This is a genomic window from Sinorhizobium kostiense (genome assembly GCF_017874595.1).
GTDB lineage: Bacteria > Pseudomonadota > Alphaproteobacteria > Rhizobiales > Rhizobiaceae > Sinorhizobium > Sinorhizobium kostiense.
Map to the genome: position 1 here is coordinate 1,015,894 of NZ_JAGILA010000001.1, position 16,848 is coordinate 1,032,741.

General features: G+C 62.6%; 16 protein-coding genes. 14 read left to right on the forward strand and 2 right to left on the reverse strand.

Annotated elements, in window-relative coordinates; all coding sequences use genetic code 11:
• Nucleotides 1–4: 4 nt before the first annotated feature.
• The 11 genes from J2Z31_RS04575 to ku (J2Z31_RS04625) all read left to right on the forward strand — a co-directional run bounded on the left by J2Z31_RS04575 (nt 5) and on the right by ku (J2Z31_RS04625) (nt 12,943).
• On the forward strand, nt 5–994 hold the full coding sequence (locus tag J2Z31_RS04575; protein WP_209600679.1) for an ABC transporter permease: 990 nt from the start codon (nt 5–7) through the stop codon (nt 992–994).
• A gap of 1 nt (nt 995) precedes the next feature.
• Entirely contained in the window at nt 996–2,006 is a 1,011-nt protein-coding gene (locus tag J2Z31_RS04580; protein WP_209600680.1) for a sugar-binding transcriptional regulator, read from the forward strand.
• Complete coding sequence (locus tag J2Z31_RS04585; protein ID WP_209600681.1) at nt 2,003–2,998, forward strand: aldo/keto reductase; 996 nt, start codon at nt 2,003–2,005, stop codon at nt 2,996–2,998. The genes J2Z31_RS04580 and J2Z31_RS04585 overlap by 4 nt, the downstream gene beginning before the upstream one ends.
• Before the next feature lie 12 nt (nt 2,999–3,010).
• Nucleotides 3,011–4,759 (forward strand): glycerol-3-phosphate dehydrogenase/oxidase, encoded by a 1,749-nt coding sequence (locus J2Z31_RS04590; RefSeq protein WP_209600682.1) that lies wholly within the window; start codon nt 3,011–3,013, stop codon nt 4,757–4,759.
• Nucleotides 4,732–5,574, forward strand: a complete 843-nt coding sequence (locus tag J2Z31_RS04595) for a class I fructose-bisphosphate aldolase (protein WP_234939247.1) — start codon at nt 4,732–4,734, stop codon at nt 5,572–5,574. The genes J2Z31_RS04590 and J2Z31_RS04595 overlap by 28 nt, the downstream gene beginning before the upstream one ends.
• A 31-nt stretch (nt 5,575–5,605) precedes the next feature.
• Entirely contained in the window at nt 5,606–7,135 is a 1,530-nt protein-coding gene (locus tag J2Z31_RS04600) for an FGGY-family carbohydrate kinase (protein ID WP_209600683.1), read from the forward strand.
• 2 nt (nt 7,136–7,137) lie between these two features.
• Nucleotides 7,138–8,757: a GMC family oxidoreductase gene (locus J2Z31_RS04605; protein ID WP_209601066.1), complete on the forward strand. Its 1,620-nt coding sequence runs from the start codon at nt 7,138–7,140 to the stop codon at nt 8,755–8,757.
• 140 nt (nt 8,758–8,897) lie between these two features.
• The gene (locus J2Z31_RS04610; protein ID WP_209600684.1) at nt 8,898–9,803 is read left to right on the forward strand and encodes a hypothetical protein; all 906 of its coding nucleotides are present in this window, start codon (nt 8,898–8,900) and stop codon (nt 9,801–9,803) included.
• 179 nt (nt 9,804–9,982) lie between these two features.
• Nucleotides 9,983–11,050, forward strand: a complete 1,068-nt coding sequence (locus J2Z31_RS04615) for a transcriptional regulator (RefSeq protein ID WP_328243213.1) — start codon at nt 9,983–9,985, stop codon at nt 11,048–11,050.
• 155 nt (nt 11,051–11,205) lie between these two features.
• Nucleotides 11,206–12,117 (forward strand): non-homologous end joining protein Ku, encoded by a 912-nt coding sequence (ku, locus tag J2Z31_RS04620; protein ID WP_209600686.1) that lies wholly within the window; start codon nt 11,206–11,208, stop codon nt 12,115–12,117.
• Nucleotides 12,118–12,130: 13 nt separating this feature from the next.
• Entirely contained in the window at nt 12,131–12,943 is an 813-nt protein-coding gene (gene ku / locus J2Z31_RS04625) for a non-homologous end joining protein Ku (RefSeq protein WP_209600687.1), read from the forward strand.
• 69 nt (nt 12,944–13,012) lie between these two features.
• Here ku (J2Z31_RS04625) and J2Z31_RS04630 read toward each other — a convergent pair whose 3' ends face one another.
• Nucleotides 13,013–14,260 carry an MFS transporter gene (locus J2Z31_RS04630; RefSeq protein ID WP_209600688.1) on the reverse strand — a complete coding sequence of 416 codons (1,248 nt, stop codon included), beginning with the start codon at nt 14,258–14,260 and terminating at the stop codon, nt 13,013–13,015.
• Between the two features lie 135 nt (nt 14,261–14,395).
• Nucleotides 14,396–14,593 (reverse strand): hypothetical protein, encoded by a 198-nt coding sequence (locus J2Z31_RS04635; RefSeq protein WP_209600689.1) that lies wholly within the window; start codon nt 14,591–14,593, stop codon nt 14,396–14,398.
• Nucleotides 14,594–14,732: 139 nt separating this feature from the next.
• On the opposite strand from J2Z31_RS04635, the gene J2Z31_RS04640 reads away from it, so the two are divergent.
• The 3 genes from J2Z31_RS04640 to J2Z31_RS04650 are packed head-to-tail and all read left to right on the forward strand — an operon-like array spanning nt 14,733 to nt 16,758.
• Complete coding sequence (locus J2Z31_RS04640) at nt 14,733–15,092, forward strand: YciI family protein (RefSeq protein WP_209600690.1); 360 nt, start codon at nt 14,733–14,735, stop codon at nt 15,090–15,092.
• Between the two features lie 10 nt (nt 15,093–15,102).
• Nucleotides 15,103–15,462, forward strand: a complete 360-nt coding sequence (locus J2Z31_RS04645; RefSeq protein ID WP_209600691.1) for a YciI family protein — start codon at nt 15,103–15,105, stop codon at nt 15,460–15,462.
• A 24-nt stretch (nt 15,463–15,486) separates the two neighbouring features.
• Nucleotides 15,487–16,758, forward strand: a complete 1,272-nt coding sequence (locus J2Z31_RS04650; protein WP_209600692.1) for an RNA polymerase sigma factor — start codon at nt 15,487–15,489, stop codon at nt 16,756–16,758.
• Nucleotides 16,759–16,848: the final 90 nt, after the last annotated feature.

Genomic DNA, 16,848 nt, shown 5'->3' on the forward strand with positions numbered 1-16,848 from the left:
GGGAATGGCAATCGACACGATGGTAGCGGGCGCGCCCAAGACATCGTCCTGGAAACGCATCGGCACGATGCGTGAGGCGGGGCTGATCGCGATCATTCTCGCACTATGCGCGATCATGAGCATTGCATCGCCGCACTTCCTGACATTGGGCAATTTCCGCGCCATGCTGATGAGTTTTTCCGTCGAAGGCATCGTGGTCGTGGGCATGACCATCCTGCTCATCGTCGGCGGCATTGATCTCGCGGTGGGCTCCGTCGTTTGCTTTGCGATGGTGCTCTCGGGCTCGCTCTTCCTCGCCGGGGTCGACCCCTGGATCGCCTCGCTCGCAGGCATTGCCGTGAGCAGCGCGATCGGCGGCATCATGGGCTTCTTCGTGACCGTCGTCGGTCTCAACCACTTCATCACGTCGCTCGCCGCCATGGTGATCGTCCGCGGGCTCTGCCTCATCGTCACGAAAGGCACGCCCCTTTCGCTCTTCACGCTGCCGGCGGGCTTCAAGGCGGTGGGGCAGGGCACGTTCTACGGCGTTCCCTACGTCATCCTGATCTTCGTCGCCGTCGTCGTCCTGTTCGATTTCCTGCTGCGCCGGGCGACGGCCTTCCGCAAGGTGTTCTACACCGGCAGCAATGAGAAGGCGGCGCTCTATTCCGGTATCAAGACCAACCAGGTGAAATTCTGGGTGACGGTGCTCTGCTCCACGCTCGCCGGTGTCGCAGGCGTCATCTACATGTCCCGCTTCGGTGCCGCGACTCCGACCTTCGGCGTCGGCATGGAGCTCAACATCATCGCTGCGGCGGTGATCGGCGGCGCCTCGCTCAGCGGCGGCTCGGGCACGATCCTCGGCGCCATCCTCGGCATCGCGCTCCTCTCCGTCGTCACGAGCTCGCTGATCCTGCTCGACGTCTCGGTATATTGGCAGGATATGATCAAGGGGTGCATTCTTCTCGCCGCCGTTTCCATCGACCATTTCCTGCACAAGCGGAAGGCCGCCTGACATGCCGATTGCCAAAACGAAAGCCAAGACGACCAGTACGCCGCGCGAGGCCATCGTGATCGCACGCCAGATGCATCAGGCACTGGTCTTGCACTTCATGGAGGGCCTGACGCAGGCGCAGATCGCCGAGCAACTCGGGATCTCGCAAGCAACCGTCAATCGCCTTATCAAGCGCGGCCGTCAGCTCGGCCTCGTCGAGATCAAGATCAAGTCCCCGGTCGAGTCGCTGGTCGATCTCGAGGAACGGCTTCTGGCGCTCGGCGGGATCAGCCGCGCGGTCGTGGTGCCGACCGTTTCCGACAATCCGCAGACCGCGCTCCAGGCGGTCGGAGAGGCGGCAGCCCGCCTGCTGATCGACGAGATCGGCGACGGCGACACGATCTGCATCACTGGCGGCAAGGGCGTGAGCGCCGTCGTCGCCGGCCTGCAGCCGCCGCGCCGTTTTGACGTCGAAGTCATTCCGGCGACGGGCTGCGTCCAGGGCAAGCACTATACCGACGTCAATCACGTCTCGACCCTGATGGCCGATCGGCTGGGCGGGCGTTCCTACCAGATCCATGCGCCCCTCTTCGCAGACGATGCCGAGCAGCGGGAAATGTTGATCAACATGCGCGCAGTGGCTGACGTCTTCAAACGGGCACGGGAGGCGAAGGTGGCGGTGGTCGGCATCGGCTCGATCCTCACGGACGACTCGAGCTACTACGATCTGCACCCGTCTTCCAGCACCGACCGGGCCGCTATCGAACGCTCCGGCGCGACCTGTGAACTGCTCGCCCACCTGCTCGACCACGGTGGCCGGGTTTGCGACTACAGCCTCAACCGTTCGCTGGTGTCGCTGACGCTCGAGGAGTTCGCCTCGATCCCGACGAAGATCGGCGTCGCAAGCGGACCGAACAAGGCGGGTCCGATCCTCAGCGTCATGCGCGGCAAGCATCTCGACACGCTCGTCACCGACGAGGCGACCGGCGCGCGCATTCTTGAAATTGCGTCCGAGGAGGGATTTTCTGCATGAGCGGCGAACAGTTAACCCGCGAGATCGGGCGCTCCGACGTCACGGCATCGGCCGTCGGCCTCGGCACCTGGGCGATCGGCGGCTGGATGTGGGGTGGAACGGATGAGGCGGAATCAGTTGCCGCCATTCAGGCGTCGCTCGACGCCGGCGTCAGCCTTATCGACACGGCGCCGGCCTATGGCCTCGGCCGGTCGGAAGAGATAGTCGGCAAGGCGATCGCCGGCCGCCGCGACAAGGCGGTGATCGCCACGAAATGCGGCCTCGTCTGGCACACGCAGGAAGGCAACCACTTCTTCGATCAGGACGGCAAGCCGGTCCATCGCTATCTCGGCCGGGCGTCGATCATCCATGAAGTCGAGCAAAGCCTGCGCCGGCTCGGCACGGACCATATCGATCTCTACATCACCCACTGGCAGGATGCGACGACGCCCATCGAGGAGACGGTCGCGGCGCTGGAGGACCTGAAGCGGGCAGGCAAGATCCGTGCGATCGGCGCCAGCAACGTCAACCGCTCGGAGCTGGAAAAATACATCAAAACCGGATCGCTCGACGCGATTCAGGAGCGGTACAGCATGATCGATCGCGAGATCGAGGCGGACCTGCTGCCGCTCACTGTTGCCAATGGCGTGTCGACGCTCAGTTATTCCTCGCTGGCGCTCGGTCTGCTCTCTGGAACGATCGGACCGGATCGGGTCTTTTCAGGCGACGATCAGCGCAAGGATAATCCACGCTTTTCCGTGGCCAATCGGCAAAAGGCCCGGAACTTCGCCGAAGCGATCCGGCCGGTCGCGGAGCGGCACGGCGCCAGCGTGGCGCAGACGGTAATCGCCTGGACTCTGAGGCAGCCGGGCGTAACCTTTGCCCTATGCGGCGCGCGAAATCCATCGCAGGCGCTCGACAATGCGCGGGCCGGTACGCTGCGGCTATCCGATGAAGACCTGGCAGCCATCGAAACGGCCGTTTCGGTGGAGTTGGCCAACATGGACGGATAACGGACTGTCATCATGAACCGGAACGAGACATTGAACGGGCTGCGCCTTAGCCCGAAAGTGGACGTGTGCGTCCTCGGCGGCGGCATCAACGGGCTCAGCGTCTTCCGCGAGCTGGCGCTGCAGGGCGTGAACGTGCTTCTTGTCGAGAAGGATGACTTTTGCTCCGGCGCGAGCGCTGCTCTTTCGCGAATGGTTCATGGTGGTCTGCGCTATCTGGAGAACGGCGAGTTCAGCCTGGTCAGAGAGTCGCTCGTCGAGCGCGACCGGCTGCTGCGCAACGCGCCCCACTATGTCGCCCCGCTGCCGACCATGGTGCCGATCTTCGAAATCTTCTCCGGTCTCGCAAACGGCATCGTGCGCTTTCTCGGCCTTACCCGCCGCCCGAGCCGTCGCGGTGCCGTCGCCATCAAGGCCGGTCTTGGCATCTACGATTTTCTGGCAGGAAAGCGCGCACTGATGCCGCGTCACCAGTTCCGTGGCCGCAGGGCGACGCTGGCGAAATGGCCGGCGCTCAACCAAGCGATCCGGAGCTCCGCCACCTATCACGATGCCTGGGTCAGCCATCCCGAACGTATCGGCATCGAGCTGTTGCGCGACGGTTTGTCCGCCGGGCCGAATGCCGCGGCGCTGAACTACGCAATGATCGAGCAGGCAGGCGCCGCGGAGTTCCTGTTGCGCGACCGCCTCTCTGGGGAAAGCTTCCCGATGCAACCGCGGCTGGTCATCAACGCCACCGGCGGCTGGATCGATATCGCAAACGGCGCGCTGTTTCCCGCAGACGCCCGGCCCGCACCGCTGATGGGTGGCACTAAGGGCTCGCATCTGATCATCGACAATCCAGCGCTCCGCGACATGCTCGACGGGCACATGATATATTACGAGAACGCGGATGGCCGCATCTGTATCCTCTTTCCCTATCTCGGAAAGGTGCTGGTCGGCTCGACGGACATCCGCGTCGACGATCCCGACGCAGTGCGGTGCGAGGCCGATGAGCGGGACTATATCCTGCAATCGCTTGCGTTCGTGCTGCCGAGCGTGCGCATCCGGCCGGAGGAGGTCGTCTTCCAGTTCGCCGGCGTGCGCCCCTTGCCGGCGAGCAATGACAGCTTCACAGGCCGTATCCCGCGCGACCACTTCTGCACAGTGCTCGAAGGCCGCGACGGCGGACCGCCGGTGCTCTGCATGATCGGCGGCAAATGGACGACCTTCCGCTCATTCGGCGAACTCGCCGCCGACATGGCGTTGGAACGGCTTGGCCGCAGCCGCCGCGTCGGGACGGCAGATCGCGCTTTGGGCGGTGGACGGGCTTTTCCGAGCGACCGTAGCGGCTGGATCCGGGAGCTGGCGGTACCGATCGGCCTTTCTCTCGATCGCGCCACAACGCTTTTCGAGCGCTACGGCACGGATGCGGAGCACGTCGTTCGCTTCACCGCAGCAGGGCCGGACCACCTCTTGCCGCATGACGGCTATAGCGCCCGTGAACTTCTGCATCTCATCCGCACGGAGGCGGTCGAGCACCTGGACGACCTGCTCCTCCGGCGCACGACGCTTGCCATCACCGGTGAGCTTTCTCTCGATATGGCCGAGGCAGCGCTCGACCTGCTTGCCGCCGAGAAGGGCTGGGCGGCGCCGCGCAAGGCCGAAGAGCGAAGCCGATTTCTCACCCTCATGCGCGAGCGCCACGGCGTCGCGGAGGCAACCCTTTCCGCAAGGAACGAACGAAGGAGTGAATTATGCGAAACAACCGCAAGGTTCGAATGAACCGGCTGTTCGGTAACGGCCGTTGCCTGGACGTGGCGATCGATCATGGGGTGTGCAACGAGCCTTCCTTCCTCGAGGGGCTGGAGAACATGCCAGCCGTCGTGGAGGCGCTGGTCGATGCCGGACCTGACGCGATCCAGATGAACTACGGTCAGGCTGAGCTGTTGCAGGACATCCCCGGCAAGGACAAGCCGGCGCTCGTCATGCGCATCGACATGGGCAATCCCTATAACCGCATTCGCCATCGCGACATGTGGGCGGTATTGCAGAACGAGGCCGAGCCGCTGATCGGCGCATTGCAGATGGATGCTGCCTGCGTGGTGGTCAACCTCTTCATGCTGCCGGACGAACCCGATCTCTTCCGCCAATGCGTGCAGAACATTTCGCGCGTGCGGGCAGACTGCGAAAAATACGGCATGCCGCTGATGATCGAACCGCTCGTCATGCAGCCGGTGACGGAACGCGGCGGCTACATGGTCGACGGCGATGCGGAAAAAATCGTCACGCTGACGCGGCTTGCCCGCGAGATGGGTGCCGATATCGTCAAGGCGGACCCGACGACCAATGCGGAGGATTTCCACCGTGTCGTCGAGGCAGCGCGCTGCCCGGTCCTGGTTCGCGGCGGCGGCAAGGAGGATCTTCGGGCCGTCTTCGACAAGTCAGCCGCCTTGATGCGGCAGGGCGCAATGGGCATGGTCTATGGGCGCAACATCTACCAGCATGCCAACCCGAGCGCCGTGGTACGCGGGTTGATGGCGATCGTGCACGGGGATGCGAGCGGCGAGGACGCGTTCGCGCTCTATCGGCAGGGATGATGGCGCAAACGAACCTTGGGAGGGGTTCCGAATGGCAGACTATCTTTTGGGGATCGACACCGGCAACACGGTCGTCAAGGCGGTGATCTTCGACCGGACGGGGCGGGAGCTCGCGCATGCGGGGGAGGAGGGCCACAGCCGCATGCCATGCCCCGGCCATGTCGAGCGCGACCTCGGCGAACTCTGGGCCAATGCCAAGCGCGTCATCCGCACCTGCCTGGACAGAGCGGGCATCGCGGGGACCCAAATCGCCGCGATCGGCTGTGCCGGCCATGGTAACGGGCTTTATGCGCTCGATCGCGACAGTGACCCGCTCCTCGGCATCCAGTCGCTCGACACACGTGCGACGAGCCTCGTCGAGCAATGGGCGACGGAAGGCGTGGGCGACAGGACCTATCCGATCGCCCGCCAACGCCCATGGCCTTCGCAAACTCCGACATTGCTCGCCTGGCTCAAACGCAATCGCCCGGACGTCTTCAACCGCATCGGCACCCTGTTCTTCTCCAAGGATTTCGTCGTCAACCGCCTGACGGGAAACCGCGTCAGCGAGGTCTCGGACATGTCGGGCGCCGGCCTGCTCGATGTCGCGGCGCGCCGCTACGACAAGGCCCTGATGGAGGCCTACGGGCTCGCCGATTGCATGGACCTGTTGCCGCCGCTTGTCGAAAGCGACGACATTGCCGGCACAGTGACGGAGGCGGTGGCGAAGGAAACGGGGCTTGCCGCGGGCACGCCGGTGGTCGGGGGGCTCTTCGACGTCGTCGCTTCCGCCCTTGGTTCCGGCGTTTCGCGCACCGGCAGCGCTTCGATCATCGCCGGCACCTGGAGCATCAACCAGGTCATCATCGACGGTCCCGATCTCCACGGCCCCGTCTTCATGTCTTCGACCTTCGACCGCACCCGCTACATGGCAATGGAAAACAGCGCCACCTCGGCGGCAAATCTTGAATGGCTTGTGCGGGAGTTCTTCGAGGGAGAGCATGCGCCGGGTGTATCGCCGTTCGATGCCTGCTGCGCGCTCGCTGCGGCGCTCGAGCCCGCGGCGGACGATCCGCTGTACCATCCCTATCTCTACGGCGCCCAGCAGGATGGCCATGCCCGGGCCGGCTTTTACGGAATCGCCGGCTGGCATCGCAAGGGGCATCTGATCCGCGCCCTTCTGGAGGGCGTCGCATTCGGCCACCGCCAGCATATCGAGGCGCTGCGGGAGGCGGGTGCCGCGTTTGCGGAAGCGGTGCTTTCAGGTGGCGGATCACGCAGCCAGCTCTGGCCTCAGATCTTTGCCGATGTGCTCGGCGTTCCTGTTTCCGTCGCCCTCTCGCGGGAAACGGGCGCGCTGGGTGCTGCGATCGCGGCAGGGACGGGCGTCGGTCTCTTCGCCGACTTCACCGAGGGTGCGGCGGCCATGGTGCGTGTCGACCGCGAATACAGGCCGAACGGGGGACTCGCCGCTCACTATGATCGGCGTTATGCACTCTACAAGGACCTGGCAGAGGCCATGACGCCGCTTTGGCGGCGGCTTTCGGCACCCAAAGACCGGGAGACGGGAGTTGCAGCGTGACCATGCATGACACCGAAGTACCGGTGGATGAAGGCATCTATGATTTCATCATCGTCGGCGCCGGCTCGGCCGGCTGTGTCCTCGCAAACAGGCTCTCGACCAATCCCGGAAACCGAGTGTTGCTGCTCGAAGCAGGCGGCAGCGACCGCTATCACTGGATCCATGTGCCGATCGGCTATCTCTACTGCATGGGCAATCCGCGCACCGACTGGATGATGAAGACAGCTGCGGAGGCCGGTCTCAACGGCCGCGCGTTGAACTACCCGCGCGGAAAGGTGCTCGGCGGCTGCTCGTCGATCAACGGCATGATCTATATGCGCGGCCAGGCGGCCGACTACGATGGCTGGCGCCAGGCGGGCAATACCGGCTGGGGCTGGGACGACGTGCTGCCCTATTTCCTGAAGTCGGAGGACAATTACCGCGGCAAGTCCGCCGTGCACGGGGCAGGCGGCGAGTGGCGGGTCGAGCGCCAGCGACTCTCCTGGCCGATTCTCGACGCATTCCGCGATGCGGCGGAAGAGCTCGGGATACCGAAGACCGACGACTTCAACGATGGCGACAACGAGGGTTCGGGTTACTTCGAAGTCAACCAGCGCGGCGGCGTGCGCTGGAACACGACAAAAGCCTTCCTGCGGCCGGCAATGAAGCGCAAGAACTTGCGCGTCCTGACCGGGGCCGAGACCGAACGGCTGGAATTTGACGGCAAGGTGGTCACCGGGGTGCGGTTCCGCCTTGGTGGCCGCCTCTGCGTGGCTCGGGCATCACGTGAGGTGGTGTTGTCGGCTGGGGCTATCAATTCGCCAAAAATCCTGGAGCTGTCGGGCATCGGCCGACCGGATCTGCTATCCGCGCTCGGCATAGCCGTCCATCACGACCTTCAAGGCGTTGGCGAGAACCTTCAGGACCACCTGCAGATCCGCACCGTCTTCAAGATCGAAGGTGCGCGAACACTGAACCAGCTCTATCACAATCTCTTCAGCCGCACCGGCATGGGTCTGCAATATGCCATCAGCCGATCCGGTCCGCTCTCCATGGCGCCGAGCCAACTCGGGATATTCGCCAAGAGCGATCCGGCGGTCGCGACCGCCGACCTCGAATACCATGTCCAGCCGCTGAGCACCGACCGGCTGGGGGAGCCGTTGCACCGCTATCCCGCCGTCACCGTCTCCGTCTGCAATCTCCGGCCCGAAAGCCGCGGCACCGTGCATGTGACGACAGGCGCTGCCGCGCTGCCGCCGGAAATCCGCCCAAACTACCTTTCGACGCACGGCGACCGGTTGCTTGCTGCGAAATCCATTCGCCACGCCCGCAGCCTGATGCGGACCAAGGCGATTTCGCGCTTCCTGCCACAGGAAGTGCTTCCCGGTCCGCAGTACGAGAGCGACGAGGATCTGATCCGCCGCGCCGGCGACATCGCTACGACCATTTTTCACCCGGTCGGAACCTGCAAGATGGGCAATGACCCTAGGGCCGTCGTCGACCCGAAGTTGCGCGTGCACGGGATCGACAGATTGCGCATCGTCGACGCCTCGATCATGCCGACGATTGTCTCCGGCAACACGAACTCACCGGTGATCATGATCGCGGAAAAGGCATCGGAAGCCATTCTGAACCGTTCGTAATCATTTGGAGTTTGCTTTCGCCGAGCCTCTTCCTGGGCTGGGTGAGCGCCGGCTGAACGCCACGGCTGAATCTGCCGGAACGAACCATGTGTGTTGCATGAGCGTTTGTCAGCAAAGCTATTTTGTTGATGGGCCGCCTCATGGAGGAATTGAAGCGCGGAGCACGCGGAGAGGAGGAGCGGCCCGGTTCGTTCGTGGCATTTCCCTATGATCGCATGACGGTCGAGCGGTTCATGAATGCCTTCCCGCGCGCCAGGTGGAATGATGAGAGGCGCAGCTGGTTCGTTCCGGGGAAGACGGCTGCACGACGGGTAGACAGATGGTTGGCGCGCGAAGCCGAGCGTCAGGACGTGCATGGTGACCTCAAAGGCCGCGATGCCTACGCGTTCGACCCGATCGCGAGCCCATACCTCGAGGTCGCTGACGACCTGCGTGTCCGAACGCCCTATTCGAAAACCGTGCTCGAGCAGCTGCATGCAATTCCCTGGGCGCACTGGGACGAGGAGGCACGGGTTTGGCGCGTGCCGTTCCGGTCCTATGAGGAATTGCGGCGGCGTTGGCCGACGATCGAAGCGGCGGCACGGCGAAGCGAGCCGGAAGAAAGGAGACGCCATCGCGAGCAAAAGAAGAACTCGCCGGAGCAGAAGACGTTGCACCGGCGCGCGGCCGAGCGGCGGCGCCGCCGTTATCCCTTGCCCGCCGATGATCTGCCGCCGCTCGGACTGGCCGTGGCTACAAATCAGTACGGAATCGTCGTCTTCACCGATATACCGGGGGAAGTAGTCGAGCCGCATCCCATAACGGATTTCTATCCTCAGATGCGCGACGCCAGAATGGACTTTGTGTGGGGAATTTGGCGCGCGCCGACGCTGGCTGAGCTCGTTGAGACTTGGCCTGCCCGGCATGAGCCGGCGATGGCCGACCGTCGGAGAGGATGGTGGCAGCCGACGCTTGCCGAACTGAGAGTTTCCCGTCGGAATGCCCGTTCCCTGGAGCGCCGGAAGCAAACACGCGAGCTTCGTCGCCTGTCGCAACGGCAGCAGTAGCATGGACACGCGGACGAGAGCAAAAACGTCATGACAAGCAATCGGAGTTCAGCTATCTCACTGGAATGGTGCTGAGGGTGCGGTGGCTTGGCCGCTTTTCTTCTGCTGTCCGTCTGGCAGTTTCGACCGCGGCGCTTGCTGGAGCGCTGATCGGGTTCTGCGCATCACCATTTGCTGGCGTGCTCCTCTTGGTATTCGACCAGAAGCCCGAAGCGATCACACGATACCGGCTGCAGCGCCTCTCAACGGAAGCACTTGTCAACGAAATCCGGGAAGCCGTTGCCGCGGACGAGTTTTCTGACGCCGAGGACTTGGTAAGGCTGGGACGCGAGCTCGGCCATCAAATCCCGCCCGACGTCATTGCCTCGACAGTTGAACCCATGGCTGATGCGGTATGGCGGAATTCGACTGGGTTCGCACAAGGTTTCATCTACGGCGAAGTCAACTCGATACCGAGCATCCTCGGCGCTGTCGCCGCCGATTATCTTGTATTCGGTGACGTCCGCGACACGTATAGGGAGGGCAGCAAGCTTCTCGCGGGTAACGAGTACGACCGTTTCACCCTCGGAGCGTCGTTGTTCGGAATTGCGATGCTCGCCCCCGGCACTGGCGCGTTCGATGCCGGGGCATCTGTCCTGAAGAACGCGAACAAGGCGCGCAAGCTGAGCAGCAAGCTGGCAACCCGCCTCGTTCGCACGGCGGGAGAAGCCATTGACGTCGGTGCACTGAAGCGGGGCCTGGCGTCGACACCGCCACCAGAGATTTCCTTCTCAGGCCTGCCGCGTCTGACAAAAACGCTCTCGCAGCTGACGATCGACGACGCCAGGAGACTTGATTTCTCGAAGCTCGACGGTGCATTGAAGGAAGCCTGGCCGATAGACGCCTCCGCGATCCGCAGGCAGTTCCACGGTGTGCTGAGGCTCGAGGCAATCAACGAACTTCGTGCCGCATCCTCTAGCATAAGCAATATCCACAACAGTGCCGGTCTACGGTCGGTGTTCAAGACGATCGAACGGGCTGACAGTCCCGCCGAACTCCGCCGTTACGAGTCTCTTGCGAAAGGGATGGGAAACCGGACAGCCGGCGTCATACGCCTGTTTGGAAAGGGAGCGATCTGGATTGGTGACCTCTTGTCCCAGATTGTCGCTGCAATCTTGATGGCCATCGCCTGGTGCTTCGGTGCCCTATGGACCGTCCTGTCATTTCTTCTGAACCTCCGCCGCTTTTTCCGCTCTCGCGCAGCCTAACAACCAACCGGCGTCAGTCTCTCTTGCTGATCGCAACTGCACGTTATGGATAAACGCAGCTGGCAAGAGCCTTGAAAAGAGTTGCTTTTGGCGCGGAACAAAGAGGAGGTGATTAGGTTGACTCACGCAGTCTTGAGATGCGTCAGGAGCGATCCATGGCAGTGGCGGCGCGAGCCCAGTGGAAAGGCTATGTCCGGCTCGGGGAAGTCACCGTGCCGGTAGCGCTCTATACGGCCACTTCCACGTCGGAACGCATTTCCTTCCACACCGTCAATCGGGAGACGGGAAACCGGGTGCGGCGCCAGTTCGTCGACAGCGTGACCGGCAAGACGGTGGAGAAGGAGGATCAGGTCAAGGGCTTCGAGATCGACAAGGACCGGTACGTGGTTCTGGCGCCGGAAGAGGTGGCGTCGGCGGTGCCGGAGAGCGATAAGACGTTGCGTGTCCAGGCCTTCATCACCTGTGACGACATCGACAAGGTCTATTTCGACAGGCCCTATTATCTGACGCCGGACCGGCTCGGTATGGATGCTTATACCTTGTTGAGGGACGGCATGCGCAAGGCAAACGTCGCGGGGATTGCGCAAACGGTGCTTTTCCGGCGGATGCGTACCGTCCTGTTGCGCCCGCATGGCAATGGCCTGATCGCCACGACGCTGAACTTCGATTACGAGGTCCGAAGCGCGGAGGAGGCCTTCAAGGATATTCCCGAAATCAAGATCGAAGGCGAAATGCTCGACCTTGCCAAGCATATCATCGGCATGAAGAGGGGCACGTTCTCGGCCGACGAGTTCGACGACCGTTACGAGGCTGCGCTGGCCGAGTTGATCAAGGCCAAGCTCGAAGGCAAGACCCTGCCAAAACGCGCACCGCCCAAGGTCTCCACACCGAACGAGCTGCTCGAGGCACTGCGCCAGAGCGCCGGCGTGCCGGCAGCGCCCGAGCCGAAGCGGCGCGCTGGCAAGACCGGCGCAAGCAGGACGAAGACGGCGCGCTCGACCGCGGGAAAGGCAAAGACCAAGGCGGGGGCGAAGCGAGCGTCCTCGCCACAACGCCGGGCAAGCTAAAACGAGGTGAACTGTGGCACCCCCACGTCGATATTGGAAAGGCTACCTGAAGCTTTCGCTCGTGACCTGCCCGGTTTCGATGATGCCGGCGACCAGCGAGTCAGAGAAAGTCCGCTTCCATACATTGAACCGAAAAACCAATCACCGGTTGGTCGCCAAATATGTCGATGCCGTCACCGGTGAGGACGTGGAAGAAGAAGCCGAGGCGAAGGGCTACGAGCGCGGCGAAAACGACTTCCTCGTGATCGAGGACGAGGAGTTGCAGAACGTCGCGCTCGAGAGCGCCAGGACGATCGACATCGAAAGATTTGTCCCGCGCGACAGCATAGAATGGGTCTGGCTCGAGAAGCCCCATTATCTCACGCCGTCGGACGAGGTCGGATATGAGGCGTTCAGCGTCATCCGGGACGCCATGGCGGCGGAAAAAGTCGTCGGTATATCGCGGCTGGTGATCGGACGCAGAGAGCGGGCCGTGATGCTCGAGCCGTGCCGCAAGGGCATCGTCCTGTGGACGCTTCGGTACGGCGACGAGGTTCGCAAGGAAGAGGACTACTTCGAAGACATCGAGGAAAAGACGGACTCCGAACTGTTGCCGCTCATCGCGAAGCTCATAGAGCGACAGCGAAAACCGTGGAAACCCGACATGGTGCGCGACCCGGTGCAGGAGAAGCTGCTCGAGCTTATCGAGAAGAAGCGAAAGGCGACGAAACCCGTGAAGGCCGCCAGGCCGAAAGAGGGCGAGCCGGCCAACACTGGAAACGTCATCGACCTTATGGCGGCTCTGAAGCAGAGCCTCGAAGGCAAGAAGCCGGGCCGCAAAGCTTAGCTTTGAGAGTGAGGCCCGGGCAATTTCATTCGCGCGCTGCAGCACTTTTAATTGTCGAGTGTCTTCGTCCTACACCGGTCTGAGAGGCGGTGCCGCGACCGGCACTGCTTCCTGCGTGGGGAAGGGCCTGAATGTGGTAGCGATCAGGAACGCCCCGATGCCGATGCCCCAGGCGCCGATGTAGAGCCAGCGGTAGCTGTCGAGCGTATCGTAGATCAGTCCTCCGACCAAAGGACCTATGGCCATTCCCAGGCTGCCGGCCATCGCGGTTCCGCCAATGACTGTGCCCATCATCCGCAACGGAAAATTCTCCCGCGCGAGAACGGCGTAGAGCGGCATGACGCCGGCATAGACGAAGCCGGTCAGTGCAGCGACGGCATAGAACCCGCCAAGCTGGCTCACAAAGACATAGGCGAGCACGGCGAAAGCCTGCAGGAGCAAGCCGCCGACCAGCGTACGTTTGGCGCCAAGACGATCACCGAGGAGACCGAAGGCGACGCGCCCACCCATGCCGGCCAAGCCTTCCACACTGTAGATCGAAACCGCGGCGATCATCGGTATGCCGCAGGTGATCGCGTAACTCACCGTGTGGAAGATCGGACCGGAATGGGTGGCGCAGCAGAAAAAGTTAGTCAGAAGCAGGATTACGAACTGGGGTGATCTGAGCGCCTGTCCCATCGACATGGCATCCTGTGGCTCTCCGGACAATGGACCTCCACCGTTGCCCTCAAGCGCAGGCGGGCGTCGGACCAACAAGGAAACCGGGATCATCAATACCGCGGCGACGGCGGCGATCAGGAGCAGGGAGGTTCTCCAGTCGTAAATGGTGACGAGCCACGCGGCGAAAGGGGACATGGTCATCGGCGCCATGCCCATGCCGGCGGAAACGAGGGATACGGCAAGGCTGCGATGCGTCTCGAACCAGCCAGTCACGCAGGCCATCATCGGTGCGAAAATCGCAGCGGTCGCGGCGCCGACCGCGAGGCCGAAGACGAGCTGAAATTCGATGACCGTGGTCGCCCGGCTTGCGAGGGCAAGCGCGACAGCTAACAGCACGGACCCACCAAGGACGACACGGCGGGGGCCGATCCGGTCCGACAAAGTCCCCCAGACCATGCTGGCCAACGCCAGTGCGACGAACCCGATGGTCATCGCGCTCGACACTCCCGTCACGGACCATCCGGTGTCTCGCGATATGGGCAACAGGAATACGGGTAGCGAAAACATGGCGCCGATCGCGACGCAGCCCAATAGGCCGCCGGCGGCGACGATTACCCATCTATACGGATTTTGAACCTCGGTTTGAGCGTGCGACATGGAAATACCTCTTGGCCGATCTGCCGCCGTGCCAGCGCAGGCGATACTTCTGTAAGACGGAGGAGCGGACCGAAAATCGACATGCGCCGGAAAAAACATTGTCGCCCGAACGATCGCGGCTTTCCGCAACTGCAGTCACGGCGCTCGGAGCGTCGCGACGATGGTACGGCCTTCCATTCCGGCGAATTCAAGCAGGCCGACGATTGCAGCCAGGGCCGGCGCGAATGCGCATAGCCGCAGAATGAGCCGCCAACTCTCCTTGGCTCCGATCTCACTCGCCCGCTTGGCCCCCATGTGGAGCTGAATTGCAATTGCGACGTCAAGGATAGTCATGGCCGTCCTCCCGATGGATTGACGGTTGGACGATTGCGGCCACCGAATTTCGACATGCGGCTTGGAAAAAAATCTTCGGGCTCTGTCGAAACCTGCCTAGTCTGCTCGTCAAGGGCTGTCGACCACAGGAGGAGACGTCATGAAATATCTATGTCTGGTTTGGTGCAAAGAGGGGACTTTCGAATCCTTGTCCAAGGACGAGCAGGAACAACTCGACAGGAATTCCTTGGAATATGATCAGGACCTCGAAAGGCGCGGTCATATGATCGCGGCCGAAGCGCTGCAGCCACCGGCAAATTCGGTCGTCGTTCGTGTGCGCCAGGCCGAGGTCTCGGTGACCGATGGCCCGTTCGCCGAGAGCAAGGAGCAGATCGCCGGCTTCATCCTCGTCGAGGCGAAGGATCTGAACGAGGCGATCCGCATCGCCGCGGGCATCCCGCTCGCCAGGCTCGGCAGCATAGAGGTGCGGCCGATCTATGATTTCGGCAACGGGTCGTGAGGAGGGAGCGATGAATTACCTTTGCCAGATCTGGTTCGAGAATTCGGCGATTGACGATCTTTCCGCAGAAGAGCAGCAAAAGCTTACAGAGGACTGCAGGGTCTACGACGATGGCCTCGCTGCGAGCGGCCAACTGATCCTCGCGCAAGCGCTGCGTGCGCCGGCGACCGCAAGGACGGTGCGCGTGAGCGACGGTAAATTCTCGATCACCGACGGGCCTTTCGCCGAGATCAAGGAAGTCCTTGGCGGCATCATACTCTTCAAGGCGGAGAATATGGACGAAGCCCTCCGCATCGCCAGCCGTTCGCCGCTCGCAAGGTTTGCCGCACTCGAAGTGCGGCCGGCTTACTCGATCAGCGAGGAAGACTGAACTTTTTGCAGACGAGGTGACAGCTTGCAAAAGCTGATCGACGAGATCTACCGTTCGCAATCGCGAAAAGTGCTTGCAACGCTAATCCGCCTGCTTGGCGATTTCGATCGGGCGGAGGAGGCGCTGCATGATGCCTTCGTGGAGGCGGCGCGGACCTGGCCAAGGGACGGAGCCCCGTCGAACCCGTCTGCCTGGCTGGTCTCGACGGGGCGGTTCCGGGCCATCGATCATATGAGGAGACGCTCGCGCTTCGACGTGCGGGCGAAGGATGTTGAGGACAGTCTCTATCCGGCTGCCGAAGCGGAGGCGAGCACCGTGGATGTTATCGAAGACGATATGCTCCGCCTGATCTTCACCTGCTGTCATCCGCTGATTCCGGCGGACGCACAGATCGCCCTGGCGCTGAGGGAAGTGTGCGGCCTGACTACGGAGGAAATTGCGCATGCTTTCTTGGTCCCCGCACCCACGGTCGCGCAACGGATCGTTCGCGCGAAGAGCCGCATCCGTTCGGCCGCAATCCCCTACGAAGTGCCGGACGAGTCCGAACTGCCTGACCGGCTTCAGCGCGTCCTGCACGTCATCTACCTGGTGTTCAACGAGGGCTACTCGGCCTCCTCCGGTGTAGAATTCATCAGAGCTGATTTGACCGCTGAGGCCATTCGCCTCTGCCGAACGCTCCTGGCGCTTCTTCCCGATGCCGAGATTTCAGGATTGCTTGCACTCATGCTGTTGCAGGAGTCGCGTCGGACAGCCAGACGGGGGCTGTCCGGCGAGATCGTTCTGCTTGCCGATCAGGACCGCTCTCTCTGGAACCAATCGATGATAAAGGAGGGCTTCACCCTCATCGAGACGGCATTCCGCAGCAAAACGGTCGGCTACTACACCTTGCAGGCGGCAATCGCCGCGGAACATGCGCGGGCGCGAACCGCGGAAGAAACCAACTGGCGTCGCATCGTCGAATGTTATGATCTGGTTCTGCGTGCCTGGCCTTCTCCGATCGTCGAACTCAACCGCTCCGTTGCCGTTGCCATGTCCAAGGGACCGGCGGCGGGCCTCGAGATCGTTGAAGCGCTTCTGTCGAGGGGCGAACTCAGGAATTATCATCTTGCCCACGCGGCTCGGGCCGATTTCTTGCGCCGGTTGAGGCGTTTCGCCGAAGCGCGACTCGCCTATCAGGCGGCCCTCGATCTGTGTCGCCAGGAGCCGGAGAGGGCGTTTATCCGCAAGCGCATGGCGGAGATTCCGAGCGACGGCGAGACTAGCGGCGGCGAGAGCCAGCGGTGCGGCAGGTCGTGACTTGCGGTTTTCTGCGAGGGGCACCCGATGTTCCCGGCCTCACCGCTTGATGTGCACACCACCCTCCTACGTCCTACGTCCTTTTGGCGT

Coding starts and splice junctions, on each gene's coding strand:
- J2Z31_RS04575 (WP_209600679.1), top strand. CDS start 5: ATGGCAATCGACACGATGGTAGCGGGCGCGCCCAAGACATCGTCCTGG.
- J2Z31_RS04580 (WP_209600680.1), top strand. CDS start 996: ATGCCGATTGCCAAAACGAAAGCCAAGACGACCAGTACGCCGCGCGAG.
- J2Z31_RS04585 (WP_209600681.1), top strand. CDS start 2,003: ATGAGCGGCGAACAGTTAACCCGCGAGATCGGGCGCTCCGACGTCACG.
- J2Z31_RS04590 (WP_209600682.1), top strand. CDS start 3,011: ATGAACCGGAACGAGACATTGAACGGGCTGCGCCTTAGCCCGAAAGTG.
- J2Z31_RS04595 (WP_234939247.1), top strand. CDS start 4,732: ATGCGAAACAACCGCAAGGTTCGAATGAACCGGCTGTTCGGTAACGGC.
- J2Z31_RS04600 (WP_209600683.1), top strand. CDS start 5,606: ATGGCAGACTATCTTTTGGGGATCGACACCGGCAACACGGTCGTCAAG.
- J2Z31_RS04605 (WP_209601066.1), top strand. CDS start 7,138: ATGCATGACACCGAAGTACCGGTGGATGAAGGCATCTATGATTTCATC.
- J2Z31_RS04610 (WP_209600684.1), top strand. CDS start 8,898: ATGGAGGAATTGAAGCGCGGAGCACGCGGAGAGGAGGAGCGGCCCGGT.
- ku (WP_209600686.1), top strand. CDS start 11,206: ATGGCAGTGGCGGCGCGAGCCCAGTGGAAAGGCTATGTCCGGCTCGGG.
- J2Z31_RS04630 (WP_209600688.1), bottom strand. CDS start 14,260: ATGTCGCACGCTCAAACCGAGGTTCAAAATCCGTATAGATGGGTAATC.
- J2Z31_RS04635 (WP_209600689.1), bottom strand. CDS start 14,593: ATGACTATCCTTGACGTCGCAATTGCAATTCAGCTCCACATGGGGGCC.
- J2Z31_RS04640 (WP_209600690.1), top strand. CDS start 14,733: ATGAAATATCTATGTCTGGTTTGGTGCAAAGAGGGGACTTTCGAATCC.
- J2Z31_RS04645 (WP_209600691.1), top strand. CDS start 15,103: ATGAATTACCTTTGCCAGATCTGGTTCGAGAATTCGGCGATTGACGAT.